Genomic DNA, 25,009 nt, shown 5'->3' with positions numbered 1-25,009 from the left:
GCATGGACAGGTCCCTCGGTGCGCGCCTGACGCGACGCCCCGTCATCGGCACACTCTACGGTGTTGACCAGATCGACGCCATCTTTGAAAGCGTGGCCGAAGTCTGCATTGTCGCCAACGTGGAACTGCGCAAGCTGCAGCCCGTCATCGCCACGCTGGCCAGCGCCGGCAAGTACGTCATCGTCAATATCGACAGCTGCGAAGGCTTGTCGCAGGACAAGGGCGGGGTGGAGTACCTGGCCGACATCGGGGTGACCAGTCTGGTTTCCACGCGCGTGGCAACGATCCAGCGCGCCAACCGCGCCGGCATGGTGACGATGCAGAAGGTCTTTGTGACCGACCGCTCCACCTGGCCGCGCAGCGTCAAGGCGCTCGAACAGAGCGACCCGAACCTGGTGCAGCTGATGCCGGCGCCGATGCTGTCGCACCTGCCCGAAGCGGACCGCAAGGCGCTGCCGCCGATCGTGACATCAGGCTTTGTCTGCAATCGGGATGATATCCGCAGCGCGCTCGCACATGGCGCCGTGGCCGTCTCCACCAGCGACCGCAAGCTCTGGAATCTGGAAGCGAGAGCGCTGAAGGCGTAAGACTCGCGCCTGGCGCCGCCTGGGCAGTTTCGCTGACCGCTGATCGGCCAAAACTGGCCCGCTGCGGCAGGAAGATCGTATAGTCTTGTCCTCGGACCTGGCTTGCCCCCGCGCCGCGCCGGCCTACGCCGCGCAGCCCGCAAGCCACCCCACATTCCTGATCCCGGAGGACTCCCCCATGAAAACCAAAGCCGCCATCGCCTGGAAAGCCGGCGCCCCGCTGACCATTGAAGACGTGGACCTGGACGGCCCGCGCGCCGGGGAAGTGCTGGTGGAAGTCAAGGCCACCGGTATCTGCCATACCGACTACTACACCTTGTCCGGGGCCGACCCGGAAGGCATTTTCCCGGCGATCCTGGGCCATGAAGGCGCGGGCATCGTCACCGACGTCGGCCCGGGCGTGACCTCGCTCAAGCCCGGCGACCACGTGATCCCCCTGTACACGCCGGAATGCCGCCAGTGCAAGTTCTGCCTGTCGCGCAAGACCAACCTGTGCCAGGCGATCCGCGCCACCCAGGGCAAGGGCCTGATGCCGGACGGCACCTCGCGCTTTTCCATCGACGGCAAGCCGATCTTCCACTACATGGGCACCTCGACCTTCGCCAACCACATCGTGGTGCCGGAGATCGCACTGGCCAAGATCCGCCCCGACGCGCCGTTCGACAAGGTCTGCTACATCGGCTGCGGCGTCACCACCGGCGTGGGCGCGGTGCTGTTCACCGCCAAGGTGGAAGCCGGCGCCAACGTGGTCGTGTTCGGCCTGGGCGGCATTGGCCTGAACGTGATCCAGGCGGCCAAGATGGTGGGCGCCGACAAGATCATCGGCGTGGACCTGAACCCTGGCCGCGAAGCCATGGCGCGCAAGTTCGGCATGACCCACTTCATCAACCCGAAGGACGTGGATAACGTGGTCGACCACATCATCCAGCTGACCGACGGCGGTGCCGACTATTCGTTCGAATGCATCGGCAACACGCAGGTCATGCGCCAGGCGCTGGAGTGCTGCCACAAGGGCTGGGGCAAGTCGATCATCATCGGCGTGGCCGAGGCCGGCGCGGAGATCTCGACGCGGCCGTTCCAGCTGGTGACGGGGCGCGAGTGGAAGGGCTCGGCCTTTGGCGGCGCCCGCGGGCGCACCGATGTACCGAAGATCGTCGACTGGTACATGGAGGGCAAGCTCAATATCGACGACCTGATCACGCACACGCTGCCGCTGGAGCGCATCAACGAGGGCTTCGACCTGATGAAGCGCGGCGAGTCGATCCGCTCGGTGGTGCTGTACTGAGGACGGCGCCGACATGGAACTGATCTCGCAACACGGCTGCCACGGCGGCGTGCAGCGCTTCTATCGCCATGATTCGACGGCGATCGGGCTGCCGATGCGTTTCTCGGTCTACCTGCCGCCGCAGGCGCAGGCAGGCGGCAAGGTGCCGGTGCTGTTCTACCTGGCCGGCCTGACCTGCACCGAGGAAACCTTCATGATCAAGGCCGGCGCGCAGCGTTTTGCCGCCGAGCACGGCCTGATGCTGGTGGCGCCCGATACCAGCCCGCGCGGCGCGGGCCTGCCGGGCGAGGCCGATGCCTGGGACTTCGGCGTGGGTGCCGGGTTCTATGTCGATGCCACCGAGGCGCCGTGGCAGGAGTACTGGCGCATGGAAAGCTACGTGGCCGACGAGCTGTTCGGGCTGGTTACCACCGCCTTGCCGGGCGATGCCGGCCGCGTCGGCATCTTCGGGCATTCCATGGGCGGGCACGGCGCGCTGGTGCTGGCACAGCGCCATCCGCAGCGCTTCCGCTCGGTGTCTGCGTTTGCGCCGATCGCCGCGCCGTCACGCTGCCCGTGGGGCCAGAAGGCGTTCACTGGCTATCTCGGCACGGACCGCGCCGCGTGGGCCGAGTACGACGCCAGTGAACTGATGGCACGCCAGAATGGGGCGCCCTTCCCGGCCGGCATCCTGGTCGATCAGGGACTCGACGACCAGTTCCTGCAAAGCCAGCTGCATCCGGAAGCATTCGCGGCAGCCTGCCAGGCCGTCGGCCAGCCGCTGACGCTGCGCCGGCATAGCGGCTACGACCACGGCTACTACTTCATCACCAGCTTTATCGCCGACCACCTCCGCCACCACGCGGCGCAGCTCTAGACGCGCCGCATCAGCCTTCCGCCACCCGGCGGTAAGCCCCCGGGCGCGATCCGGTCCAGCGCCGGAACGCCCGGTGGAACGCGCCCGGCTCGGCAAAGCCGAGCTCGGCCGCGATATCCGCCACCGGGCGGCCGGAATGGCTGAGCGCCTCGATGGCAAGATCGCGCCGCAGCGCATCCTTCAGGTCCTGATAGCTGACGCCCTCCTCCATCAGCCGGCGCCGCAGCGATGATGCGGACAGGTTCAGGCTGATCGCCAGGTCTTCAAAGGTGGGCCATTGATCCGGACGCTGGTTGCGCAGCAGCCTGCGCACGCGCGCGCCCACGCTGGCGCGGTCGGAGTACTTCACCACCACGTTGTGCGGCGCATCGCGCAGGAAGGCCTTCAGGCTGCGCTCGTCCTGGCGCACCGGCTGCTCCAGCAGTGCCGCGTCGAAGACCAGCGCCGTGGCCGGCTGCCCGAACGCCAGCTGGCGCGAATACATGACGCGGTATTCCGCGCTGTACGGCGGCTCGTCGTAGTCAAAGGCCGCCAGCCGCACCGGCACGCGCCGCCGCAACAGCCAGCTCATCAGGCCATGCAGCATGATCAGCATGGTTTCCTTGGCAAACACGCCGGGCTGCCGCCCCAGGTGCGCGCAGGGCGCGGTCAGCACCAGCGCGGCCTCGTCGCCGTGGCGCTCCAGCCGCACGCCGATATCGTCCAGCAGCAGCCGGAAGTACCGCGTGATGCGCTCCAGCCCCTGCCCCAGCGTGCGGCTCCCGGCCACCGCGTGGCACAGCATGGCAAAGCTGCCGCACTTCATGCTGCGCGAATCCTGCCCGAAGAACTCATCGTCCAGCGCCGCCGCCACGGCCATCCACAGCTCGCTGTAGCTGGCGGACGAGACGCGTGACTGCGGCACCGCCAGCAGCGCCGGCGCAATGCCGGCGCCGCGCAGTACCGGATCGGGGTCGACGCCGCGTGCGCGCAGCCCCGCGATGGCGTGGTGGACGAAACAGATGGCGACACTGCCTTTTTCCATGGCGCTGAGGGTGGCAATCGAGTTCACGAAGATTGGCGGATTTTGGCATAGGAGCCGGCCTCCGGCGTTCCTACACTGCCCGCAGGTCAAACGCCGACGCGCATTCTGCCTGACTTGCAGCGCGGCTCCAAACGCCCACCCCTAACTGCCATGCACAGCGACTACACCGAAGAGCAAACCATGATCCGCGACAGCGCGCGCGCCTTTGCCACCGAACGGCTGGCCGCCGGCGCCGCGCAATGGGACCGCGACGCCCGCCTGCCCGACGAGGTCGTCGCCGAAATGGGCGCGCTGGGGCTGTTGGGCATGATCGTGCCCGAGGAATGGGGCGGCACCTATACCGACTACGTCGCCTATGCGCTGGCCATCGAAGAGATCGCCGCCGGCTGCGCCGCCTGCGCCACCATGATGAGCGTGCACAACTCGGTCGGCTGCGGGCCGGTCCTGCATTATGGTACCGATGCGCAGAAAGAACGCTACCTGGCGCGGCTGGCCAGCGGCGAGCTGATCGGCGCATTCTGCCTGACCGAGCCGCAGGCGGGCTCCGAAGCGCACAACTTGCGCACGCGCGCCCGCTTCACCGACAACGGCTGGGTGCTCAATGGCAGCAAGCAGTTCGTCACCAACGGCCAGCGCGCCGGCGTGGCGGTGGTGTTTGCCGCCACCGAGCCCGAGCGCGGCAAGAAAGGCATCTCGGCCTTCCTTGTTCCGACCGACACCCCGGGCTTCATCGTGCACGCGCCCGAGAAGAAGCTCGGCATCCGCGCCTCCGACACCTGCGCGATCACGCTGGAAGACTGCACCGTACCGCACGACGCACTGCTCGGCGAACCCGGCGAGGGCCTGCGCATCGCGCTGTCCAACCTGGAAGGCGGGCGCATCGGCATCGCCGCGCAGGCCATCGGCATTGCGCGCTCGGCCTTCGAGGCCGCGTGCCGCTATGCCTCGGAACGCATCCAGTTCGGCCGCGCCCTGCGCGAACACCCGCCCATCGCCAACATGCTGGCCGACATGGCCACCGAGCTGAACGCCGCGCGCCTGCTGGTGCACCGCGCCGCACGCATGCGCAGCGAAGGCGTGCCGTGCCTGTCCGAAGCCTCGCAGGCCAAGCTGTATGCGTCCGAGCTGGCCGAGCGCGTGTGCTCCAAGGCGCTGCAGATCCACGGCGGCTACGGCTATCTCGAAGACTACCCGGTCGAGCGCCACTACCGCGACGCCCGCATCACCCAGATCTACGAAGGCACCAGCGAGATCCAGCGCATGCTGATCGCGCGCAGCCTGTAGTCCCACCATCCCTTGCCAACAGAACCAGACCTTCCGGAGACAACCATGAGTGCCGTGCCCAAGACCGACAATGCCGTGCCGACCGTGCCGCTGCTGATCAACGGCGAATGGGTGGATTCGTCCGCCACCGAATTCCGCAACGTGGTCAATCCCGCCACGCAGGAAGTGCTGGCACGCGTGCCGCTGGCCACCGCCAGCGAGGTCGCCGCTGCCGTGGGCGCCGCGCACCGCGCCTTTGCCACGTGGCGCCACACGCCCATCGGCGCGCGGCTGCGCGTCATGCTGCGCTTCCAGGCACTGATCCGCGAGCACAGCAAGCGTATCGCCGCCATCCTGACCGCCGAGCAGGGCAAGACCCTGGCAGATGCCGAAGGCGACATCTTCCGCGGGCTGGAGGTGGTCGAGCACGCCTGCTCCATCGGCACGCTGCAGCAAGGCGGTTTTGCCGAGAACGTGGCCGCCACCGTCGACACCTACACGCTGCAGCAGCCGATCGGCGTCTGCGCGGGTATCACGCCGTTCAACTTCCCGGCGATGATCCCGCTGTGGATGTTCCCGATGGCGATCGTGTGCGGCAATACCTTCGTGCTCAAGCCTTCGGAGCAGGACCCGCTGTCCACCGTGGAGCTGGTCAAGCTGGCGCTGGAAGCCGGCGTACCGCCGGGCGTGCTGAACGTGGTGCACGGCGCCAAGGACGTGGTCGACGCGCTGTGCACGCACCCGGACATCAAGGCGGTGTCGTTCGTGGGCTCGACCGCCGTCGGCACCCACGTCTACAACCTGGCCGGCGCGCACGGCAAGCGTGTGCAGTCCATGATGGGCGCCAAGAACCATGCGGTGGTACTGCCCGATGCGCACAAGGAGCAGACGCTGAACGCGCTGGCCGGTGCAGGCTTCGGCGCGGCCGGCCAGCGTTGCATGGCCACCTCGGTGGTGGTGCTGGTGGGGGCGGCACGCGACTGGGTGCCCGACCTGGTCGAACGCGCCAGGACCCTGAAAGTCGGCGCCGGTGCCGAGGCTGGCACCGATGTCGGCCCCGTGGTATCGGTGGCGGCAAAGGAACGGGTCCTCGGCCTCATCGCCGCCGGCGAGCGCGCAGGCGCGACGCTGGTGCTGGATGGCCGCGGCGTGGAAGTGCCGGGCTATCCGCAGGGCAACTTCATCGGCCCGACCATCTTTACCGATGTCCGCACCGACATGTCGATCTACACCGAAGAGATCTTCGGGCCGGTGCTGGTGGTGATCGGCGTCGATACGCTGGACGAGGCCATCGCCCTGGTCAACCGCAACCCGTTCGGCAACGGCACCGGCGTGTTCACGCAAAGCGGCGCCGCGGCGCGCAAGTTCCAGAGCGAGATCGACGTGGGCCAGGTCGGCATCAACATTCCCATCCCGGTGCCGGTGCCCTACTTCAGCTTCACCGGATCGCGTGGCTCCAAGCTGGGGGACCTGGGTCCGTATGGCAAGCAGGTGGTGCAGTTCTATACGCAGACCAAGACGGTGACGGCGCGGTGGTTTGATGACGCGACGGTCAACGATGGGGTGAACACCACCATCAGCCTGAAGTAAGCCGGCGGCATTCAAGAACGACACGGAAGGAGACCCCATGCATATCGCCTTTATCGGCCTCGGCAACATGGGCGCGCCCATGGCGCGCAACCTGCTCAAGGCCGGCCATACGCTGACGGTATTCGACCTCAACGCCGCGGCAGTGGCGTCGCTGTGCGCCGAGGGCGCCGCCACCGCGGATTCCGCCCGCAAGGCCGTGGCCGAAGCGGACTTTGTCATCACCATGCTGCCCGCCGCAGCCCATGTGCGCAGCGCTTACCTGGGCCCGGAAGGCGTGCTGGCCGGCGTACGCGCGGGCGTGCCGCTGGTGGATTCCAGCACCATCGACCCCGCCACCGTGCGCGAACTGGCCGCCGCCGCCGAGGCAAACGGCAATGCGCTGGCCGATGCGCCGGTCTCCGGCGGCACCGTTGGCGCGCAGGCCGGCACGCTGACCTTCATGGTCGGCGCCACCGAAGCGCTGTTCGCCCAGGTGCGCCCGGTGCTGGCCGGCATGGGCCGCAACCTGGTCCACTGCGGCGGCACCGGCACCGGCCAGGTCGCCAAGATCTGCAACAACCTGATCCTGGGCATCTCCATGATCGGCGTATCCGAGGCCATGGCGCTGGGCGTCAAGCTCGGCATCGATGCCAACGTGCTCGCCGGCATCGTCAATACCTCCACCGGCCGCTGCTGGGCCTCGGACACCTGCAACCCCTGGCCCGGCGTGATCGAGACCGCGCCGGCCGCGCGCGGCTACAGCGGCGGCTTTGGCGCCGACCTGATGCTCAAGGACCTGGGCCTGGCCAACGACGCCGCGCGCAGCGTGAAGCAGCCGCTCTTCCTGGGTGCGCTGGCGCAGCAGGTCTACCAGGCCGTGAGCCATGCCGGCGACGGCCAGCTCGACTTCTCCGGGGTGATCCGCCAGTACCTGTCCGCAGCCGACAAGGAGGCCAAGGAATGATCGAGTTTGCCCTGCAAGGCCACGTCGCCACGCTGACACTGAGCCGCCCGCCCGCCAACGCCTTCACCGCCGAAGGCCTGCAGCAGCTGCGCGAGCTGGTGGCAAAGATCGACGCGAACCCTGAAGTACGTGCCGTGGTCGTCACCGGTGCCGGCGAGAAGTTCTTCAGCGCCGGCGCCGACCTGAACGGCTTTGCCGAGGGCGACCGCGCCCATGCCCGCGTGATGGCGCAGCAGTTCGGCAGCGCCTTCGAAGCCCTGCAGAACGCGCGGCCCGTGGTGATCGCCGCGGTCAACGGCTATGCCATGGGCGGCGGGCTGGAATGCGCGCTGGCCTGCGATATCCGCATCGCCGAGGAACAGGCGCAGATGGCCCTGCCCGAAGCCGCCGTCGGCCTGCTGCCGTGCGGTTGCGGCACGCAGACGCTGCCGTGGCTGGTCGGCGAAGGCTGGGCCAAGCGCATGATCCTGACCAACGAGCGCGTCGATGCCGCCACGGCGTTGCGCATTGGTCTGGTGGAGGAAGTCGTGCCGCGCGGCCAGGCGCTGGCCACGGCGCTGGCGATGGCGCAGCGCGCCGGCAACGTCAGCCCGCGCGCCGCCGCCCACAGCAAGCGGCTGGTGCACCTGGCGCGCCAGGGCGTACCGCGCCAGGCCGCGCTGGCGCTGGAGCGCGAGCGCTTTGTCGACCTGTTCGACGATGCCGACCAGCGCGAAGGCGTCAACGCCTTCCTCGAGAAACGAACGCCGCAATGGCGCAACGCCTAGGAGCCCGCCATGCGCCTGACTGAAGAGACCAAGGCCGCCAACCTGGATGCCGCCGAGCCGGAGGTGCTGTTCCAGGTCGTCAACGGTATCGGCATAGCCACGCTGAACCGGCCGCGCCAGCTCAATGCCCTGTCGTACCCGATGATCGTCGCGCTCGGCGCGCAGATGGAAGCCTGGGCGCACGACGACGCCGTCCGCGCGGTGGTGCTGCGCGGCGCCGGCCCCAAGGCCTTCTGCGCCGGCGGCGATATCCGCGCGCTGACCGACAGCTACCGCGACGGCACCCCGCTGCACCGGCGCTTCTTCATCGACGAATACACGCTCGACTACCGCCTGCACCGCTACCCCAAGCCGCTGGTGGCGCTGATGGACGGCATCGTCATGGGCGGCGGCATGGGCCTGGCGCAAGCCGCGCACCTGCGCCTCGTCACCGAACGCTCGCGCGTGGCCATGCCCGAAACCGGGATCGGCCTGGTGCCGGACGTGGGCGCCAGCCATTTCCTGTCAAAGCTGCCGGTGGAGCTGGCCTTGTACCTGGGGCTGACCGGCGTCACCATCGGCGCGGCTGATGCGCTGCTGTGCGGACTGGCCGATGCGGCAGTGGACAGCGCCATGCTGGCCGGGCTGGAGCCAACGCTTGCCGGCATCACCTGGGGCCATGACACGCTGGCAGACCTGCGCCACGCGCTGGTGCGCGAGCACGTGGCCAGCGCCGCCGACGCCCCGCTGCTGCAAGTGCTGCCGGCACTGCTGCAGCATTTCCCGGCGCACGCGACACTGCCCGAAATCCTGGCCGGCCTGGCTTGCCAGGACGACCCGGCCTACGCTGCATGGGCCAGCCGCACCATCGATGTACTGCGCACCCGTTCGCCGCTATCCGCCTGCGCCACGCGCGAATTGCTGCTGCGCGGGCGCCGCATGGACCTGGCCGACTGCTTCCGCATGGAGCTGGCGGTGGTGGTCAACACCTTCACGCAAGGCGATTTCATCGAGGGCGTGCGCGCGCTGATCGTCGACAAGGACAATGCCCCGCACTGGCGTGTCACCGGCTATGACGCGGTGGATGATGCCGCCGTCCAGGCGCTGTTCCGGCTGTGGTGGGCGCCGGGCGAGCAGCCGCTGCCCCTGGGCCCGCGCGGCTGAGCGGATGCGCTGCCGTGAGCCTCGACGCGCTGCTGGCGCGCAGCCCCTGGGCCGCGGCACTGACCCCGGCGCAACGCCAGCGCGTGCGCGCCGAGCTGCGTGAACGCACGGTGCCGCAAGGCGCCTATGTCATCCGCAAGGGCGACCGGGCCGACAGCTGGCTAGGCATCGCCGAGGGCCTGGTCAAGGTGCATTGCGCATCGCCCTCCGGCAAGCGCGCGACGCTGACCGGCGTGCCGGCCGGCGGCTGGCTCGGCGAAGGCTCCCTGCTCAAGCGCGAGGCGCTGCGCTATGACGTGGTGGCGCTGCGCGATTCCCGCATCGCCTGCATGCCGGGGGCCACCTTCCGCTGGCTGCAGGAGACCAGCCTGCCCTTCAACCGCTATCTGCTCGACCAGCTCAATGAACGGCTCGGCCTGTTCATCGCGACCGTCGAGCATGAACGGCTGCACGGCATCGAGGGCCGTGTGGCGCGGGCGCTGGCTACGTTATTCCATCCGGTGCTATGCCCTGGCCTGGGCCCGGCGCTGCATCTGACACAGGAAGAAGTCGGCCTGCTGGCGGGGATCTCGCGCCAGCGCGCCAATGCGGCGCTCAAGGTGCTGGAGAGCGAAGGCTTGCTGGCGGTCGAGCACGGCGCGGTGCATGTGCTCGACCTGGAGGCACTGCGCCGCTACTGAGGCGGCGCCCGTTCATGCCTGCGCCGCCGACGGCACCTTCACCAGCCCGTCCGCCCGGAACATCGCCTTGATGCCGCGCACCGCCTGCCGGATGCGCGATTCGTTCTCGATCAGGGCAAAGCGCACATAGTCGTCGCCATAGTCGCCAAAGCCGATGCCCGGCGACACCGATACCTTGGCCTTGGCCAGCAGCTGCTTGGAGAATTCCAGCGAGCCCAGCGCGCGGTACGGCTCGGGAATCCGCGCCCAGATATACATCGACGCCTTCGGGATCTCCACCGGCCAGCCCGCTTCGATCAGCCCGCGCGCGAGCACGTCGCGGCGCGACTGGTACTGCGCGGCGATCTCGCTGACGCATTGCTGGTCGCCCTCCAGCGCGGCGATGGCAGCGATCTGCAGCGGCGTGAAGGTGCCGTAGTCGTGATAGCTCTTGATGCGCGTCAGCGCCGCCACCAGGTCCGGGTTGCCCACCATGAAGCCCACGCGCCAGCCCGCCATGTTGTAGCTCTTGGACAGCGTGAAGAACTCCACCGCAATATCCTTGGCGCCCGGCACCTGCATGATCGACGGCGCCTTCCAGCCGTCGAAGACGATGTCGGCATAGGCCAGGTCGTGCACCACGAAGATATCGTGCTTGCGCGCCAGCGCAATGACGCGCTCGAAGAAGTCCAGCTCCACGCATTGCGCGGTGGGGTTGGACGGAAAGCCCAGCACGATCATCTTCGGCTTGGGATAGCTGCCGCGGATGGCGCGTTCCAGCTCGGCAAAGAAATCGATGCCCGGCACCAGCGGCACCGAGCGGATATCCGCGCCGGCAATGACCGCGCCGTAGATATGGATCGGGTAGCTGGGATCGGGCACCAGCACCGTGTCGCCGCGGTCCAGCGTGGCCAGCATCAGGTGCGCCAGGCCTTCCTTGGAGCCGATGGTGACAATGGCCTCGGTATCCGGGTCGATCTCGACGTCATAGCGTTCGCGGTACCAGTGCGCGATCGCGCGGCGCAGCCGCGGGATGCCCTTGGAGGCCGAATAGCCGTGCGTATCGGGCCGCTGCGCCGCTTCCGTGAGCTTGGCCACGATATGCGCCGGCGTGGCGCCATCGGGGTTGCCCATGCTCATGTCGATGATGTCCTCGCCACGGCGGCGGGCGGCCATCTTCAGCTCGGCGGTGATATTGAAAACGTACGGGGGAAGGCGATCGATGCGCGCAAAGCGGCGCTTGCCAGAAGCGGCAGTCATGGAGGGAGTCCTTTACGTAAGCGCCCGGAACCGTCCGAGCGACGTCGGCAGCCGTTGTCTCGGCTGCCGGAGACTCATGTTAGCGGGGATGCGGCGAATGCACAACGGCCACGTGAGGCCGCGCGCAACGGATCAAAGCAGCTTGCCGCCCGGCGGACGCGTCGGCCGGTCCGCCGGCAGGTTGCGCACGATGCAGTCCAGCGCGCGCGAATCGGACTTGCCGCCAAGCGCCGCGCTGACCGAATCCCGATACTGCGTAGGCGAGATGCGCTGGTAGTAGAGCCGCGAGGTCAGGTCCAGCCAGTAGACGTAGTTGTCGTCGTCCCTGCTGCCACTGGTGCGCAGCCAGTCGCTGATATTGCTGGAGCCAACCACCATGTTGGGGCAAGCGGTCTGCAGCGAATCGAGATAGGCATTGAAGCCCTTGGCCTGGATATTGCGCACGGAGTCCGGCGCACAGGCCGCCAGCAACGCTGCGCAGGCGGAGGCCAGCGCGAAGCGCCGGCTGATCGTGAAGCGGCGAAAGATGGACGAAGGCTGCACGGCAGGGTCTCCCTGGCGGATGGCGGTGGCACTATCTTACCGGCACCCCGCCCGCTTCAGTCGTCCAGCGTCTCATGCACCGCCGCATCGCCGCGCTTCCAGTAGGCCGACGCGCGGATGCGGCGCTTGTCGATACCGCGTTCGCTGACCAGGTACTGGCGCACCGCTTTCATCGCTGCGGCTTCACCAGCGGCCCACACGTAGCCCTCGCCGCGCGGCAGCGTGAGCTTGCGTAGCGCCGCTTCCAGCAGGCTGCCTTCCAGCGCATCGCCACGATGCAGCCAGTGCACATCGCATTGCGCCTGCGTCGGCAGCGGAATGTGCGCCGCGTCATCGCCAACTTCCACCACCACGATGGCGCGCGTATCGGCCCCGAGCTCTTCCAGGCGCCGGGCGATCGCCGGCAGCGCGGTATCGTCGCCGATCAGCAGGTGCCAGTCGAACGCCGTGGGCACCACGAACGAGCCGCGCGGGCCGCCCACGCCCAGGTACTGGCCCGGCTGCGCCTGCGCCGCCCAGGTCGACGCGGGACCATCGCCATGCAGCACGAACTCGATATCCAGTTCCTGCTTCGCCCCATCGTAGCGGCGCGGCGTGTAGTCGCGCGCGGCCGGCCGCGGCTGGCCTTCGGGGAAGGTGATGCCCTCAGCGGTGACCTGCGGCAGCACCGGCTTGTCAGCGCCATCCACCGGGAAGAAGACCTTGACGTGGTCGTCGAACGACGCCGAGACAAAGTCCTGCAGATCGGCGCCACCCAGCGTGACGCGCAGCAGCTGCGGTGACACTTGCGTGGTACGCACCACCTGCAGCAGGCGCATCTTGAGAGGATGGCGCACGCGCTGCACAGTCAGGTCGCGTGCGGAGGCTTGGTCGTTCTCACTCATGTTGGAATTCCTTGGGATTAAACCCGGCGCCTGCCGGGTCAGGTTGCCGATGGGCCGCAGCCAGCGTCAGTGCCACGCGTCAGGCCTTGCGCACCGCTTCGATCTCGGCCGCCGCGCGCAGCAGGATCTCCGCGATGCGGCGCTGCTCGTCGGCGCCCGCGTCGCTGCGCAGCGCAATGGCACGCTTGATCGCGGCGCGGGCCTGCATCAGTTCGGGCAGCCAGCCGCCCTGCTCCGGCTCGGGCTGCGGCTCGCCGCTCATGGCGCGCCGCATCCATTCCACCTTGCGCGCCACGTGGCGCAGCTTGGCAATCATCACCTCGACCCGCTCGCGGTTGGCCGCCAGGTGGGCCTTGCCGGTCTCGGACAGCTGGTAGCGCTTCTTGTTGCCTTCCGTGTCGACGGTGGCGTAGCCGACTTCTTCCAGGTAAGTCAGGGCCGGATAGACCACGCCGGGACTGGGCTTGTAGAAGCCGTTGGTACGGCTCTCGATCGCCTTGATCAGTTCGTAGCCGTGGCTCGGCTTCTCTTCGAGCATGGCTAGCAGCAGCAACTGCAGGTCATCGGCGCTGAACTTGCGGCCCCGGCGCCAGCCTTCGCCATCGAAGCTGCCGGGGCCATCGGGGCCGCCAGGGCCGAAGCCGTCGTCATGGCCGCCGCCCCAGAAGCCGCCGCCGTGGCGACCCATGGCGTGGTGGGCGAAGTGACGCTCAAAGTGCGGCACAAGGCGCATCAACAGGTGACGGCCGTGGCCTGAGATGCCAAAAGGGTGGGAATGATGGCGCATGACTAGCTCCGATATGTCGTAAAACATATCTTACGATATATATCGTACGGAAGTCAAGGCGACGCGGCAGTCCCCGCCGCGTGGGGATTACCTCATGCGGTACCAGTGGCAGCCATCGGGACCGGTCTCCCGCACCGCCTCGCCCCGCTCCAGCAGGTAGTTCAGGTGCGCAATGCTCTCGCCGGTAGCCATCCCCAACAGCCCGCCGCTTCCGGTGATGGGGCGCGAGAACAACTCACCGAACACATCCACCGCCCGCTTCGGCTTCCCCAACGCCCCACGCAACCGATCCAGCGCCTGCAACTGGCTCGCCCGCAAATAGTCAATCCGCGCATGCAGCCCACGGAACGGTTCGTTATGCGCCGGCAGCACCAGCACATCGTCCGGCACAGCGGCGCGTACCTTATCCAGCGAAGCCAGCCAGTCCTGCATCGGATCGGCATCGGGCTCGGTCGGGAACACCGAGACGTTGGAAGAAATGCGCGGCAGCACCTGGTCGCCGGACACCAGCAGCTTCAGCGCCGGGCAGTACAGGCAGCCATGTTCGGGCGAATGACCCGTGCCGACGATGACCTGCCAGTCGTGCGCGCCGATGCGCACGGTGTCGCCATCGGACAGCCGGTGGAAGCTCTCGGGCAAGGCGTGGACATATTTGCCGAAGCCACCGAAGCGGGTGCGGTACACCTCGATCGCTTCGTCGTCCCAGCCAGCCTTGCGATAGAACTCGGTCGCGTCATCGGGCGCCGCTCGCCCCGTATCCGCCGCCAGCACACGGCACATCAGGTATTCCAGCCGCGTCATCCACAGCTGGCAGTCGAACTTGCCGGTCAGCCACCCGGCCATGCCGATGTGGTCGGGGTGCATATGGGTCACGAACAGGCGCGTCAGGCCGCCGGCCAGCGGGCCGCTTGCGGCGAACAGCGCGCGCCAGGCCTGGGCGGTTTCCGGGGTCTGCAGGCCGGCGTCGACGGCGGCCCAGCCATTGCCGTCGCGGATGGCCCACAGGTTGATGTGGTTCAGGCCCAGCGGCATCGGCATGCGCAGCCACAGCACACCGGGCGCTACCTCGCGGGCGTGGCCGGGTTCGGGGGCGTCACCGCAGGGGTAGTCGAGCTCGGGTTTTTCGAGGGAGATGGGGGCAGCTGCGAGGGCGATGTCGGGGGATTGGGCGCTCATCGGTATCTGGGCCGGTGGGCCGGCCGTGCTGTGCGCGGTGGCCGGTGCGGCAATGCCCCGGCTCCGCGCGTTCTGGATAGCTGACACCTTAGCCCAGATGGGCGATTCCTGCTACGCGCGCCCTGCCCGCGTTGCGTGGTGTGGCATAGCGGTGAGCTATCGGGCCGGCGCCGGCAGCACCTTGCCGGGATTGAGCAGGTTCAACGGATCGAGCGCCTGCTTCACCTGCCACATCAGCTCCAGTTCCACCTGGGACTTGTAGCGCGTCAGGTCATCGCGCTTGGCCACGCCGATGCCATGCTCGGCCGAGATCGAGCCGTTTTCCGCATGGGCCATGCCGTCGACCAGCGCGGAGACCCGTTCATACCATTGCGCCAGGAACTCTTTGCCTGGCTGATCCCTGGGCCGCAGCGGGTTGAAGTGCACATTGCCGTCGCCCATATGGCCGTAGATCACCATGCGCGCGTCCGGCACCAGTTCCAGCACCCTGGCCGAGGCTTCCTCGACAAACGCAGCGATGCGCGACAGCGGCACCGAGACATCGCACTTGATGCTGCCGCCGGTGCGGGTCTGCGCGTCGGAGATCTCTTCGCGGATGCGCCAGAAGGTCTGGGCATCGGACAGGCTGGCGGCCACGGCGGCGTCCTGCACCAGGCCCTGGCTGAAGCCGGATTCGAGGATTTCCATCAGCGTGGCGTTGAGGCTTTCCGCATCGGTGCCGGAGGTCAGCTCGATCAGCACCATCCAGTCGTGCTTGGCCTGCAGCGGGGAAGCCACGTTGCCAAGATACTCAAGCACCAGTTCCAGCGCTGGCCGCGAGATCAGCTCGAACGCGGTCACGGCCTGGCCGGACAGGCGCTTGGCTTCGCCCAGCAAGGCTACCGCCGCGGCGGGGTCCTGCACGGCGACAAAGGCCACGGCGCTGCTGCGCGGCTGCGGCATCAGCTTGAGCACGGCGCCGGTGATGATGCCAAGCGTGCCTTCCGCGCCGACGAACAGCTGCTTGAGGTCGTAGCCGGTGTTGTCCTTGCGCAGGCCGCGCAGTGACGAGTAGATGCGGCCATCGGGCAGCACCACTTCGATGCCGAGCACCAGGTCGCGCATATTGCCGTAGCGCAGCACCGCGGTGCCGCCGGCATTGGTGGACAGGTTGCCGCCGATCTGGCATGAGCCTTCGGAGCCGATGCGCAGCGGGAACAGGCGCTGCCCGGCCTCGGCGGCGCTGCGTGCCGCGCTCAGTGTGACGCCGGCCTGCACGGTCATGGTGTCGTTGATGGTGTCGAGGTCCAGCACGCGGTTCATGCGGCTGAGATTGACCACCACGGCGGTGCCGCTGTCGTCGGGCACAGCGCCGCCCATCAGCGAGGTATTGCCGCCCTGCGGCACCACCGGCACGCGCCGGGCATGGCACCACTGCAGCACCTGGCTGACCTCTTCCGTCGATGACGGCAGCACCACTACCTGGGCCTGGCCGCGGTAGATGCCGCGGTAGTCGGTGACGTAGGCCTGCGTGTCGGCGTCGCCGCTGCGGCAGGCGCTTGCACCAACGATGGCCTGCATCGCGCGCAAGGTGGTGTCTGGGGTCGGGGTTTCGGCTGGCATGGGTGTAAGGCGAAGGAGATACGGGTCAGTACGCGGCGGAAGGCTTGTCTGCGGCGAGAGTGTCAGAGGGCTGCTCGCGGAACGATGCGGCAAGCTTGCGCGCGGCGTTGGCGTACAGCATCACGTCCACGCCGGTGGCCACGAAGGTGCAGCCCAGGTCCAGGTAGCGGCGTGCCAGTGCCGGGTCCGACGTCAGCGTGCCGGCGGCCTTGCCGCTGGCGATGATGGTGCGCATCGCGCCTTCGATGGCGGCCTGCACCTCCGGGTGACCGGGGCGGCCGCGGTGGCCCATCGACGCAGCCAGGTCGGCCGGGCCGATAAAGACGCCGTCGATACCATCCACCGCGCAGATCGCTTCCAGGTTCTGCAATGCGGTGACGGTTTCGGCCTGCACCAGCAGGCAGACTTCATCGTCGGCCACATCCAGGTAGTCGATGCGGGCGCTCCACTGCGAGGCGCGCGCAATCGCGCTGCCCACGCCGCGGATGCCTTGCGGCGGGTAGCGCGTGGCGCTGACCACCATGCGGGCCTGTTCCGCGGTATCCACCATCGGCACCAGCAGGCTGCGCGCGCCGATGTCGAGCAGCTGCTTGATCAGCGGCACTTCACCGGCCACGGCGCGCACCACGGGCTGGACCGGGTATGGCGCCACCGCCTGCAGCGCGTGCAACGTCGAGCGCAGGTCGTTGGGGGCGTGTTCGCCGTCGATCAGCAGCCAGTCAAAGCCTGCGGTGGCCGACACTTCGGCCAGGTACGGCGTTGCCATCGACAGCCACAGGCCAATCTGCGCCTGGCGGGCGGCCAGTGCGGTCTTGAAGGGATTGTTTGCGGGCATGGTGTGTTCCGGTTCGATGATCGCTGGGCCCGGCGCTTCAGCCGAGCTGGCCCTGGCAAAGGTACTTGGTATGCATGTAGTCGCCCAGCCCGTGGCGCGAGCCCTCGCGCCCGTAGCCGGATTCCTTGACGCCGCCGAACGGCGCCGCCTCGGCCGCGATCGCGCCCTCGTTGATGCCGACCATGCCGGTTTCCAGCGCCTGCGCCACGCGCCAGATGCGGCGGATGTCGTTGGAGTAGAAGTACGCAGCCAGGCCGAACGGGGTGTCGTTGGCGTCGCGGATCACCTCGGCTTCATCGCGGAAGCGGAAGATCGGCGCGACCGGACCGAAAGTCTCTTCGCACGACAGCTCCATCGCGGGGGTCGCATCGGCCAGCACCGTCGGTGCGTAGTAGTGCGGGCCATCGGCGGTGCGCACGCGCTTGCCGCCGGTGACCACGCGCGCCCCCCGGGCGACGGCGTCTTCCACGTGGCGTGCGATCTTGTCGACGGCGCGGGCATTGATCATGGGACCGATCTGCGCGGCCTCTTCCGTGGCCGGACCGACATGCAGCGCGCCAACGCGCTGCGCCAGGCGCTCGACAAAGGCGTCGTGCACGGCGTCATGCACATAGACCCGGTTCGGACACACGCAGGTCTGGCCGCCGTTGCGGAACTTGGACGCCATCAGGCCATCGACCGCGGCATCGAGGTCGGCGTCCTCGAAGACGATGAAGGGCGCGTTGCCGCCCAACTCCAGCGACAGCTTCTTCAGCGTGGCAGCCGATTCGCGCGCGAGGTGCTTGCCCACGGGCGTGGAGCCGGTAAAGGTGATCTTGCGCACGCGGCTGTCGGCCAGCCAGGCGTCGACCACGCCCGGCGTGCGCTCGCGCGATGCGGTGACGATGTTGAGCACGCCCGCGGGCATGCCGGCCTGCTGCGCCAGCCATACCAGCGCCAGCGCGGTCAGCGGGGTGTCCTCGGCGGGCTTGGCCACCACCGTGCAGCCGGCGGCCAGCGCCGGGGCGATCTTGCGGGCAATCATCGCCAGCGGGAAGTTCCACGGCGTGATTGCCGCGACCACGCCCACCGGCTCCTTCAGCACCAGCAGTTTGCGGCCCGGCACGGCTTCCGCGACGATATCGCCGCAGATGCGCGTGGCCTCTTCGGCAAACCACTCGACATAAGACGCGCCATACTGCACCTCGCCGCGTGCCTCTTTCAGGGGCTTGCCCTGCTCCGTCGAGATGATGCGCGCCAGGTCTTCCTGGTGCGTGAGGATCAACGCATGCCAGCGCTTGAGCAACTGGGCGCGTTCGCGCGCGGGCCGGCGGCTCCATGCCGGGAAAGCGGCAGCGGCGGCATCGACGGCAAGGCAGGCATCGCCGGCATCGCTGTCCGGCACGTTGGCAAAGGTCTCGCCGGTGGCCGGGTCGGCGACCGGCAGGCGCGCGCCAAGGCCGGCATCGCACCACCGGTCGTCAATCAGGTTCTGGCTGCGCAGCAGCGCTTGTTCGGAAAGCGTCAGCATAAGTGTGGAGGAAGAAAGATTGGCGGAAGGCGGCTCAGCTGACGATGCCGAGGTGCCAGGGCACGAACTCGTTGTCGCCCAGGCCCAGCGCTTCGCTCTTGGTCGGCTCGCCGGAGGCCGCGCGCAGGATATGTTCGAAGATCCGCTGGCCCATCTGCGGCACGGTCAGTTCGCCGTCAAGCACCAGCCCGCAGTTGATGTCCATGTCTTCTTCCAGGCGGTGGTACATCGCCGAGTTGGATGCGAGCTTGATCGTCGGCGCGGGCTTGGAGCCGAACATCGAACCGCGGCCGGTGGTAAAGCAGATCAGGTTGGCGCCGCTGGCGATCTGGCCGGTGACGGCCACCGGGTCATAGCCGGGCGAGTCCATGAACACAAAGCCGGCCTGGTCGATCGGCTCGGCGTATTCGTACACCGCCTGCAGCGGCGTGGTGCCGCCCTTCATGGCCGAACCCAGCGATTTCTCGAAGATATTGGCCAGCCCGCCCTGCTGGTTGCCGTGGCCGACCACGCCGTTGAACTGTGCGTTGTGGCCGGCGGTGTAGCGCTCCCACCAGGCCAGGCGGTCCAGCAGCTTCTGGCCGACCTCGGGTGTTACCGCGCGGCGCGTGAGCATGAACTCAACACCATGGATTTCCGGCGTTTCAGACAGGATGGCGGTGCCGCCATGGCGCACCAGGATATCCATCGCCGCGCCCAATGCCGGGTTGGCGCTGATGCCGGAAAAACCGTCCGAGCCGCCGCATTCCAGCCCGATCTTCAGGTGGCTGGCCGATACCGGCTGGCGCACCGCGGTATTGGCCGCGGGCAGCATCGATTCGATCGCGCGGATGCCTGCGGCAATGGTCGCACGCGTGCCGCCGCTATCCTGCATCACCAGCGTGTGCACCGCGGGGCCGGGCTCAAGCCCCTGCGATTCCACCAGTGAGGCCACCTGGTTGCGCTCGCAGCCGAGGCCGACGATCAGCACGCCGGCCAGGTTGGGATGGCGCGCATAGCCAGCCAGCGTGCGGCGCAACACGTCGAAGTGCTCGCTCGGCGACGACATGCCGCAGCCGCTGGTCTGCGCGAAGGCGACCACGCCATCGACATTCGGATACGCTGCCAGCCGCTCCGCTGTGAAATGCGCGGCGATCTGGCGGATCACGGTAGACGAGCAATTGACCGAAGACAGGATGCCGATGAAATTGCGCGTACCCACGCGCCCGTCCGGTCGCACAAAGCCGTTGAAGGTGGCGCGCCGGGCCTCGGGCACATAGTCCACCGGCCGCACGTCCTGGCAGAACGCCGGGTCGCGGTAGAAATCGACCAGGGTCAGGTTGTGCGAATGCACGTGGTCGCCCTGGGCGATATCGCGCGCGGCCATGCCGATGACGGTGTCGAACTTGCGCACCGGCGTGCCGGCGGCGATGGCGCAGGCCGCGATCTTGTGGCCGGCCGGCACCTGCGCGCGCACGCGCACGGCGGGGTCGGCCAGCTGCTGGCCAAGGCTGAGGTCGCTGCGGGCGACCAGCACGTTGTCGTTGGCGTGCAGGCGGATGACGGGATTGGGATTCACTTGGACTTGGCCTTCGGCGGCAATCAGCCTTGCTGCAGCAGTTCTTTCAGCTTGAGGCGCTGGATCAGCTGGGTTTCCTGGTCATAGACGCTGGCCACGTACTTCTTGTAGTCAGGACCGTCCAGGTACATCACGGGCGCATCCAGTCGCGCCGCCACCTGCTTGAACTCGTTGCTGGCCACCGCGGCGCGGAAGGCGTCGCGCAGCTTCTTTTCCACGGCGGGCGGCAGGCCTTTCGGGGCGCCGATGCCGTTGGGCGCTTCCACCACCACGTTGTAGCCCAGCTCCTTGAGCGTCGGCGTGTCCTTGAAGCGGGTCGCGCGCTGTTCGCCCCAGGTGGCCAGCAGGCGCAGCTTGCCGGCTTCCACGTGCGGCGCCCACGAGCTGGAATCGGCCAGCAGGTCGACCTGCCCGGCCAGCACGTCCTGCAGCGCGGCGGCGCCACCCTTGTAGGCGATCGCGTTGAACTGGATGCCCGCGGCCAGCGCGAACTGCTCCATGCCGACGTGGGTCGCGCCGCCGATGCCGGCGTGCGCATAGGTGATCTTGCCGGGGCTGGCCTTGGCGGCGGCCACCACGTCCTGCAGCGTCTTGTAGCGCGAGCTGGCCGGCACGGCGATGCCGAAGGTCTGGCCCGAGGTGCGCGCCAGGTAGGTCAGCTCGGTGCGCGGGTCCAGCTGCAGCATGCCGAGCTGCGCGAAGCGCGTCACCGAGATCGGGATCTGGCCGATGGTGTAGCCGTCCGGATTGGCGCGCGCCAGGGCCTTGGTGCCGATCATGCCGGAAGCGCCGGCGCGGTTCTCGACCACGATCGACTGCTTGAGAATGCCGCTCGCCACCTGGCACAGCGCGCGCATCGACTGGTCAGCGGTGCCGCCGACCGGCCATGGGCAGATGAAGGTGATGGGACGCTCGGGATACTCGGCGGCCAGCGCCCGCGCGGCAGGCAGCAGCACGCCGGCAGCGCCCGCGGCGGCACCCGCGGCGGCTCCGATGAGCAGGCAGCGGCGCTTGGAATCGATGGGGAATCCTTGGGTCATTTGCGGGTGTCTCCGATGTTCTGATTATCGGCGGGACCGGCGCAGCCAGCCTCGTCATGCCCGCATTCTGTCGCGCCTCAACATAACAATCCAATCAAAGAACGGCATTGCTTCATAACCTTAAGGTTAGATAGACTGGTAGCATGGTCCAGATCGATCGCGCGCTGCGCTCCAATATCAAGCTGCGCCACCTGCAACTGCTGGTGGCGCTGGATGAGTTCCGCCACCTCGGCCGCACCGCGGAGTTCCTGTCCGTGAGCCAGCCGGCGGTGTCCAAGGTGCTGACCGAAGTCGAAAGGATGCTGGGTCTGTCGCTGTTCACGCGCTCCACCCGCGGCACCGAGCCCACCGCCGCCGGCGAATCGCTGGTGCGCTTTGCGCGCTCGGTGCTGGCCCAGTACGAGCAGACCCGCGACGAGATCGCCGCAGTGCAGAGCGGCGCTTCCGGCCGCATCCGCGTGGGCTCGATGGGGGCGGCGCTGCCGGTGCTGCTGGCGCAGGCCGTGGGCGCGCTCAAGGACCGCCACGCGCGCGCCACCGTGCTGGTGGAGGAAGGCGACCTGACCCACCTGCTGCCCAAGCTGCGGTTGCGCGAGCTGGACCTGATCGTGGGCCGGCTGGAGCCGGGCTATGCGGCGCCGGACCTGCTGACCGAAGCCCTCTATGAAGAACCGATGGTGGTCGTGGTCCGCCGCGGCCACAAGCTCGCGCGCAAGGCCCGCCCCAGCTGGGCCGACCTGGCGGCGATGCCCTGCGTGCTGCCGCCGCCGTGGGCCTCGCTGCGCGTGAAGATCGAGCAGGCCTTCTATCGCCACGGCCTGCACCCGCCGCAGGATGTCATCGAGACCTCGTCCTACCTGGCGCAGGCCACCTTCGTCGGCCAGCGCGGCGCGGCCGGCTTCATGGCCGAGTCGGTGGCGCTGTCGTTGCAGGAGGAAGGCCGGTTGCACGTGCTGAAGATGGCCGTGCCGGTCGACCTGCCCCCGGTCGGCATCATCACGCTGCGCGAACGGGCGCCCTCGCTCGGCACCGACCAGCTGCTGGAATGCCTGCGCGAGGCTGCGGCGCAGGTCAGGGCCGTCTAGCTGGCACGCGCCATCAGCACCGGCACCGACGTGGCCAGCAGCGCCACGCCGGATACGGTCAGCAGCGTCAGCACGACCTTGCGGAAGGTGGCCTCGCTGATCCCCAGATAGAGCCGCGTGCCCAGCAGCGTTGGCACCAGCATCGCGGGCGCCACCACCAGGAACATCGGCAGCATCTCGCGCGTGACGATGCCCTTGCCCACATAGGCGGCCATGGTCATGGCCAGCGTGGCGAGGTTGAAGTTCTGGATCACCGCGCGCTGTTCGTCCTTGTCGAAGCCGCGCAGCGTGCACCACAGCGTGGGGATCACGCCAGTGAAACCACCGATGCCGCCCATCACGCCGCCGGCCGCACCGGCAACGCCATCGGCCACGCGCCCGCCCACGCCGATATGGGGCAGCTTGCGCACCATCAGCATGACCGGGCACCACAGGGTCAGGAAGCCGCCGAGCACGACCTTGAACCACAGCGCGTCGAGCATCGGCAGGATCGCCACGCCAAGGGGGATGCCGGCCACGCCGCCGGCCACGAACGGCCACAGCCGCCGCCACGACAGCCCGCGCCGCACCGACACCGCCGCCAGCAGCTGGCCGGTAAGCGCGCCGAACACGGTCATGGCCGACGCCAGCTGCGGCTCGATCGCCCAGGCCCAGAACGACATCGCCACCATGCCGAAGGCAAAGCCGGACAGCCCCTGGACAAAGCCAGCCACGGCGGCGCCGGCGATCACGATCAGCAAGGTGGAATCCATGGCAGGCGGGGCCGCGTCATACGATGGCGGACGCGATGTTCAAAGGCTTCTGGGAAGCGCATGACTATGCACTTCTTTGCCCTGCTTGTCAGTCGCTGCCTCTGCTGCGCCGCGCAAAACTGATACGGTATTTTTTCAATGAGGTGATGCTGTTCCGTTCGTCCCGGCTCCGTTAGCATGGTCGCCATCGACAAGGGCATCGGGCCGCGCGAAGCGGCGCCGGCGGTACCGGGTGCGGCGATATGTCACCCGTACGCCACCGGTAGCAACAGTGCCCTTTGCTGCGCGCGCGGCGTACACTACGCTTTACCGCACGCGCCTACGGCCCGCGCCCCGGCGCGCCCTGTCGACCGGCCCCGGCCTGCCAGACGGCAGTGCCGCGCCCGTCCCAGGCGTGCGCCAGGCCAGCGCCACGGAGAACAACAATGTTTGGTTTGACCGCGCTCGACCTCGCCCGCACGCAGTTTGCGTTCACGATTTCTTTCCACATCATTTTTCCGGCGATCACCATCGGCCTGGCCGCCTACCTGGCGGTGCTGGAAGGCTGCTGGCTGCGCACGCAGCGCACGCATTACCGCGACCTCTACCACTTCTGGTCCAAGATCTTTGCCGTCAATTTCGGCATGGGGGTGGTGTCCGGGCTGGTGATGGCCTACCAGTTCGGCACCAACTGGAGCTTCTTCTCCGAGTTCGCGGGCAGCATCACCGGGCCATTGCTGACCTATGAGGTGCTGACCGCGTTCTTCCTGGAAGCGGGCTTCCTGGGCGTGATGCTGTTCGGCTGGAACCGCGTCGGGCCGGGGCTGCATTTCTTTGCCACGGTGATGGTGGCGCTCGGCACGCTGATCTCCGCCACCTGGATCCTGGCCTCCAACAGCTGGATGCAGACGCCGGCGGGCTTCGAGATCATCAACGGCCGCGTGGTGCCGACCAACTGGTTCGAAGTCATCTTCAACCCGTCGTTCCCCTACCGCCTGGTGCATATGAGCGTGGCGGCGTTCCTGGCCACGGCGCTGTTCGTCGGCGCCTCTGCCGCCTGGCACCTGCTGCGCGGGCGCGACAACCCCGCCATCCGCAAGATGCTGTCGATGGCGATGTGGATGCTGCTGATCGTCGCGCCGATCCAGGCCGTGATCGGCGACATGCACGGCCTGAACACGCTCAAGCACCAGCCCGCCAAGATCGCCGCGCTGGAAGGCCACTGGGAGAACAAGGGCAATGAAGGCCTGCCGCTGCTGCTGTTCGGCTGGCCCGACATGGCGCGCGAAGAGACGCGCTTCGCGGTCGAGGTGCCGCGCCTGGGCAGCCTGATCCTGACCCATTCCTGGGACGGGCAGATCAAGGGCCTGAAGGAGTTCGCGCCGCAGGACCGGCCCAATTCCACCATCCTGTTCTGGTCGTTCCGCGTGATGGTGGGGCTGGGGCTGCTGATGATCCTGCTGGGCGTGTGGAGCCTGCTGCTGCGCCGGGGCGAGCGCATGTACCGCTCGCGCGGCTTCCTGCATATGGCGCTGTGGATGGGGCCCACCGGCCTGATCGCCATCCTGGCCGGCTGGTTCACCACCGAGGTCGGGCGCCAGCCGTGGGTGGTCTACGGGCTGCAGCGCACCGCCGACGCGGTGTCGCCGCACGGCGTGCCCGAACTGGCAACGACGCTGGCGATCTTCGTGGTGGCCTACTTCTTCGTGTTCGGCGTCGGCATCGCCTACATGATGCGGCTGGTGCGCAAGGGTCCGGCGCTGGAAGAAGCCAAGCCGGAAGGCGGCCCCGGACGCGGGCATACGCCGGCACGGCCATTGTCGGCCGTGGATGACGACGAAGCGCTCGCCCCCGCCACCACTGCACGCACCCGGAGCTGAC

23 protein-coding genes are annotated in these 25,009 nt (G+C 68.1%); 11 read left to right on the top strand and 12 right to left on the bottom strand.

Annotated elements, in window-relative coordinates:
• Window positions 1-2: 2 nt before the first annotated feature.
• The 3 genes from AC3WLF_RS00780 to fghA all read left to right on the top strand — a co-directional run bounded on the left by AC3WLF_RS00780 (window position 3) and on the right by fghA (window position 2,728).
• Window positions 3-587 (top strand): glycerol-3-phosphate responsive antiterminator, encoded by a 585-nt coding sequence (locus AC3WLF_RS00780; protein ID WP_492357661.1) that lies wholly within the window; start codon window positions 3-5, stop codon window positions 585-587.
• Window positions 588-765: 178 nt separating this feature from the next.
• The gene (locus AC3WLF_RS00775; RefSeq protein ID WP_116358555.1) at window positions 766-1,872 is read left to right on the top strand and encodes an S-(hydroxymethyl)glutathione dehydrogenase/class III alcohol dehydrogenase; all 1,107 of its coding nucleotides are present in this window, start codon (window positions 766-768) and stop codon (window positions 1,870-1,872) included.
• 13 nt (window positions 1,873-1,885) lie between these two features.
• Entirely contained in the window at window positions 1,886-2,728 is an 843-nt protein-coding gene (gene fghA, locus AC3WLF_RS00770) for an S-formylglutathione hydrolase (protein WP_492357660.1), read from the top strand.
• Window positions 2,729-2,738: 10 nt separating this feature from the next.
• Here fghA and AC3WLF_RS00765 read toward each other — a convergent pair whose 3' ends face one another.
• Entirely contained in the window at window positions 2,739-3,752 is a 1,014-nt protein-coding gene (locus AC3WLF_RS00765) for an AraC family transcriptional regulator (RefSeq protein WP_492357808.1), read from the bottom strand.
• A gap of 150 nt (window positions 3,753-3,902) precedes the next feature.
• Here AC3WLF_RS00765 and AC3WLF_RS00760 point away from each other — a divergent pair, with 150 nt between their 5' ends.
• The 6 genes from AC3WLF_RS00760 to AC3WLF_RS00735 are packed head-to-tail and all read left to right on the top strand — an operon-like array spanning window position 3,903 to window position 10,138.
• A complete protein-coding gene (locus AC3WLF_RS00760; protein WP_492318472.1) occupies window positions 3,903-5,036 on the top strand; it encodes an acyl-CoA dehydrogenase family protein in 1,134 nt (377 codons plus the stop codon).
• A gap of 45 nt (window positions 5,037-5,081) precedes the next feature.
• Window positions 5,082-6,605, top strand: a complete 1,524-nt coding sequence (locus AC3WLF_RS00755) for a CoA-acylating methylmalonate-semialdehyde dehydrogenase (protein WP_492318473.1) — start codon at window positions 5,082-5,084, stop codon at window positions 6,603-6,605.
• 37 nt (window positions 6,606-6,642) lie between these two features.
• Window positions 6,643-7,548, top strand: coding sequence for a 3-hydroxyisobutyrate dehydrogenase (mmsB, locus tag AC3WLF_RS00750; protein WP_492318474.1), 906 nt, complete (start codon window positions 6,643-6,645; stop codon window positions 7,546-7,548).
• A complete protein-coding gene (locus tag AC3WLF_RS00745; protein WP_492318475.1) occupies window positions 7,545-8,315 on the top strand; it encodes an enoyl-CoA hydratase in 771 nt (256 codons plus the stop codon). The genes mmsB and AC3WLF_RS00745 overlap by 4 nt, the downstream gene beginning before the upstream one ends.
• A gap of 9 nt (window positions 8,316-8,324) precedes the next feature.
• Window positions 8,325-9,458, top strand: a complete 1,134-nt coding sequence (locus AC3WLF_RS00740; protein WP_492351883.1) for an enoyl-CoA hydratase/isomerase family protein — start codon at window positions 8,325-8,327, stop codon at window positions 9,456-9,458.
• Between the two features lie 14 nt (window positions 9,459-9,472).
• Window positions 9,473-10,138 (top strand): Crp/Fnr family transcriptional regulator, encoded by a 666-nt coding sequence (locus AC3WLF_RS00735; RefSeq protein ID WP_316153893.1) that lies wholly within the window; start codon window positions 9,473-9,475, stop codon window positions 10,136-10,138.
• A gap of 12 nt (window positions 10,139-10,150) precedes the next feature.
• Here the strand turns inward: AC3WLF_RS00735 and alaC are convergent, their stop codons facing one another.
• From alaC to AC3WLF_RS00685, 10 genes are all read right to left on the bottom strand, one after another.
• Window positions 10,151-11,377, bottom strand: a complete 1,227-nt coding sequence (alaC, locus tag AC3WLF_RS00730) for an alanine transaminase (RefSeq protein ID WP_492357659.1) — start codon at window positions 11,375-11,377, stop codon at window positions 10,151-10,153.
• Window positions 11,378-11,509: 132 nt separating this feature from the next.
• A complete protein-coding gene (locus tag AC3WLF_RS00725; RefSeq protein WP_492357658.1) occupies window positions 11,510-11,920 on the bottom strand; it encodes a hypothetical protein in 411 nt (136 codons plus the stop codon).
• A gap of 56 nt (window positions 11,921-11,976) precedes the next feature.
• The gene (locus tag AC3WLF_RS00720; protein ID WP_492357657.1) at window positions 11,977-12,804 is read right to left on the bottom strand and encodes a siderophore-interacting protein; all 828 of its coding nucleotides are present in this window, start codon (window positions 12,802-12,804) and stop codon (window positions 11,977-11,979) included.
• Between the two features lie 79 nt (window positions 12,805-12,883).
• Complete coding sequence (locus tag AC3WLF_RS00715; protein ID WP_492318481.1) at window positions 12,884-13,591, bottom strand: PadR family transcriptional regulator; 708 nt, start codon at window positions 13,589-13,591, stop codon at window positions 12,884-12,886.
• 87 nt (window positions 13,592-13,678) lie between these two features.
• Window positions 13,679-14,767 (bottom strand): MBL fold metallo-hydrolase, encoded by a 1,089-nt coding sequence (locus tag AC3WLF_RS00710; RefSeq protein ID WP_492356271.1) that lies wholly within the window; start codon window positions 14,765-14,767, stop codon window positions 13,679-13,681.
• Window positions 14,768-14,923: 156 nt separating this feature from the next.
• Entirely contained in the window at window positions 14,924-16,369 is a 1,446-nt protein-coding gene (locus tag AC3WLF_RS00705) for an FAD-binding oxidoreductase (protein WP_492357656.1), read from the bottom strand.
• A 25-nt stretch (window positions 16,370-16,394) separates the two neighbouring features.
• A complete protein-coding gene (gene hpaI / locus AC3WLF_RS00700; protein ID WP_492357655.1) occupies window positions 16,395-17,204 on the bottom strand; it encodes a 4-hydroxy-2-oxoheptanedioate aldolase in 810 nt (269 codons plus the stop codon).
• A gap of 37 nt (window positions 17,205-17,241) precedes the next feature.
• Window positions 17,242-18,714, bottom strand: a complete 1,473-nt coding sequence (locus tag AC3WLF_RS00695) for an NAD-dependent succinate-semialdehyde dehydrogenase (RefSeq protein WP_492357654.1) — start codon at window positions 18,712-18,714, stop codon at window positions 17,242-17,244.
• 34 nt (window positions 18,715-18,748) lie between these two features.
• Window positions 18,749-20,272 carry a UxaA family hydrolase gene (locus AC3WLF_RS00690; protein WP_492357653.1) on the bottom strand — a complete coding sequence of 508 codons (1,524 nt, stop codon included), beginning with the start codon at window positions 20,270-20,272 and terminating at the stop codon, window positions 18,749-18,751.
• Between the two features lie 23 nt (window positions 20,273-20,295).
• Window positions 20,296-21,312, bottom strand: a complete 1,017-nt coding sequence (locus tag AC3WLF_RS00685; protein ID WP_492356266.1) for a tripartite tricarboxylate transporter substrate binding protein — start codon at window positions 21,310-21,312, stop codon at window positions 20,296-20,298.
• A 143-nt stretch (window positions 21,313-21,455) separates the two neighbouring features.
• Between AC3WLF_RS00685 and AC3WLF_RS00680 the strand changes: the two genes are divergently transcribed.
• Window positions 21,456-22,397, top strand: a complete 942-nt coding sequence (locus tag AC3WLF_RS00680; protein ID WP_492318488.1) for a LysR substrate-binding domain-containing protein — start codon at window positions 21,456-21,458, stop codon at window positions 22,395-22,397.
• On the opposite strand, the gene AC3WLF_RS00675 is transcribed toward AC3WLF_RS00680, so the two are convergent.
• Complete coding sequence (locus AC3WLF_RS00675) at window positions 22,394-23,149, bottom strand: sulfite exporter TauE/SafE family protein (protein WP_492318489.1); 756 nt, start codon at window positions 23,147-23,149, stop codon at window positions 22,394-22,396. The genes AC3WLF_RS00680 and AC3WLF_RS00675 overlap by 4 nt on opposite strands.
• A gap of 425 nt (window positions 23,150-23,574) precedes the next feature.
• Between AC3WLF_RS00675 and AC3WLF_RS00670 the strand changes: the two genes are divergently transcribed.
• Entirely contained in the window at window positions 23,575-25,008 is a 1,434-nt protein-coding gene (locus AC3WLF_RS00670; RefSeq protein ID WP_492356265.1) for a cytochrome ubiquinol oxidase subunit I, read from the top strand.
• Window position 25,009: the final 1 nt, after the last annotated feature.

Source organism: Cupriavidus sp. FW306-01-F10A, from assembly GCF_058782785.1.
This window is presented reverse-complemented; position numbering and strand designations above follow the sequence as displayed.

Coding starts and splice junctions, on each gene's coding strand:
- fghA (WP_492357660.1), top strand. CDS start 1,886: ATGGAACTGATCTCGCAACACGGCTGCCACGGCGGCGTGCAGCGCTTC.
- AC3WLF_RS00670 (WP_492356265.1), top strand. CDS start 23,575: ATGTTTGGTTTGACCGCGCTCGACCTCGCCCGCACGCAGTTTGCGTTC.
- mmsB (WP_492318474.1), top strand. CDS start 6,643: ATGCATATCGCCTTTATCGGCCTCGGCAACATGGGCGCGCCCATGGCG.
- AC3WLF_RS00765 (WP_492357808.1), bottom strand. CDS start 3,752: ATGGAAAAAGGCAGTGTCGCCATCTGTTTCGTCCACCACGCCATCGCG.
- AC3WLF_RS00740 (WP_492351883.1), top strand. CDS start 8,325: ATGCGCCTGACTGAAGAGACCAAGGCCGCCAACCTGGATGCCGCCGAG.
- alaC (WP_492357659.1), bottom strand. CDS start 11,377: ATGACTGCCGCTTCTGGCAAGCGCCGCTTTGCGCGCATCGATCGCCTT.
- AC3WLF_RS00695 (WP_492357654.1), bottom strand. CDS start 18,714: ATGCTGACGCTTTCCGAACAAGCGCTGCTGCGCAGCCAGAACCTGATT.
- AC3WLF_RS00705 (WP_492357656.1), bottom strand. CDS start 16,369: ATGCCAGCCGAAACCCCGACCCCAGACACCACCTTGCGCGCGATGCAG.
- AC3WLF_RS00780 (WP_492357661.1), top strand. CDS start 3: ATGGACAGGTCCCTCGGTGCGCGCCTGACGCGACGCCCCGTCATCGGC.
- AC3WLF_RS00745 (WP_492318475.1), top strand. CDS start 7,545: ATGATCGAGTTTGCCCTGCAAGGCCACGTCGCCACGCTGACACTGAGC.
- AC3WLF_RS00710 (WP_492356271.1), bottom strand. CDS start 14,767: ATGAGCGCCCAATCCCCCGACATCGCCCTCGCAGCTGCCCCCATCTCC.
- AC3WLF_RS00685 (WP_492356266.1), bottom strand. CDS start 21,312: ATGACCCAAGGATTCCCCATCGATTCCAAGCGCCGCTGCCTGCTCATC.
- AC3WLF_RS00715 (WP_492318481.1), bottom strand. CDS start 13,591: ATGCGCCATCATTCCCACCCTTTTGGCATCTCAGGCCACGGCCGTCAC.
- hpaI (WP_492357655.1), bottom strand. CDS start 17,204: ATGCCCGCAAACAATCCCTTCAAGACCGCACTGGCCGCCCGCCAGGCG.
- AC3WLF_RS00755 (WP_492318473.1), top strand. CDS start 5,082: ATGAGTGCCGTGCCCAAGACCGACAATGCCGTGCCGACCGTGCCGCTG.
- AC3WLF_RS00720 (WP_492357657.1), bottom strand. CDS start 12,804: ATGAGTGAGAACGACCAAGCCTCCGCACGCGACCTGACTGTGCAGCGC.
- AC3WLF_RS00760 (WP_492318472.1), top strand. CDS start 3,903: ATGCACAGCGACTACACCGAAGAGCAAACCATGATCCGCGACAGCGCG.
- AC3WLF_RS00675 (WP_492318489.1), bottom strand. CDS start 23,149: ATGGATTCCACCTTGCTGATCGTGATCGCCGGCGCCGCCGTGGCTGGC.
- AC3WLF_RS00680 (WP_492318488.1), top strand. CDS start 21,456: ATGGTCCAGATCGATCGCGCGCTGCGCTCCAATATCAAGCTGCGCCAC.
- AC3WLF_RS00775 (WP_116358555.1), top strand. CDS start 766: ATGAAAACCAAAGCCGCCATCGCCTGGAAAGCCGGCGCCCCGCTGACC.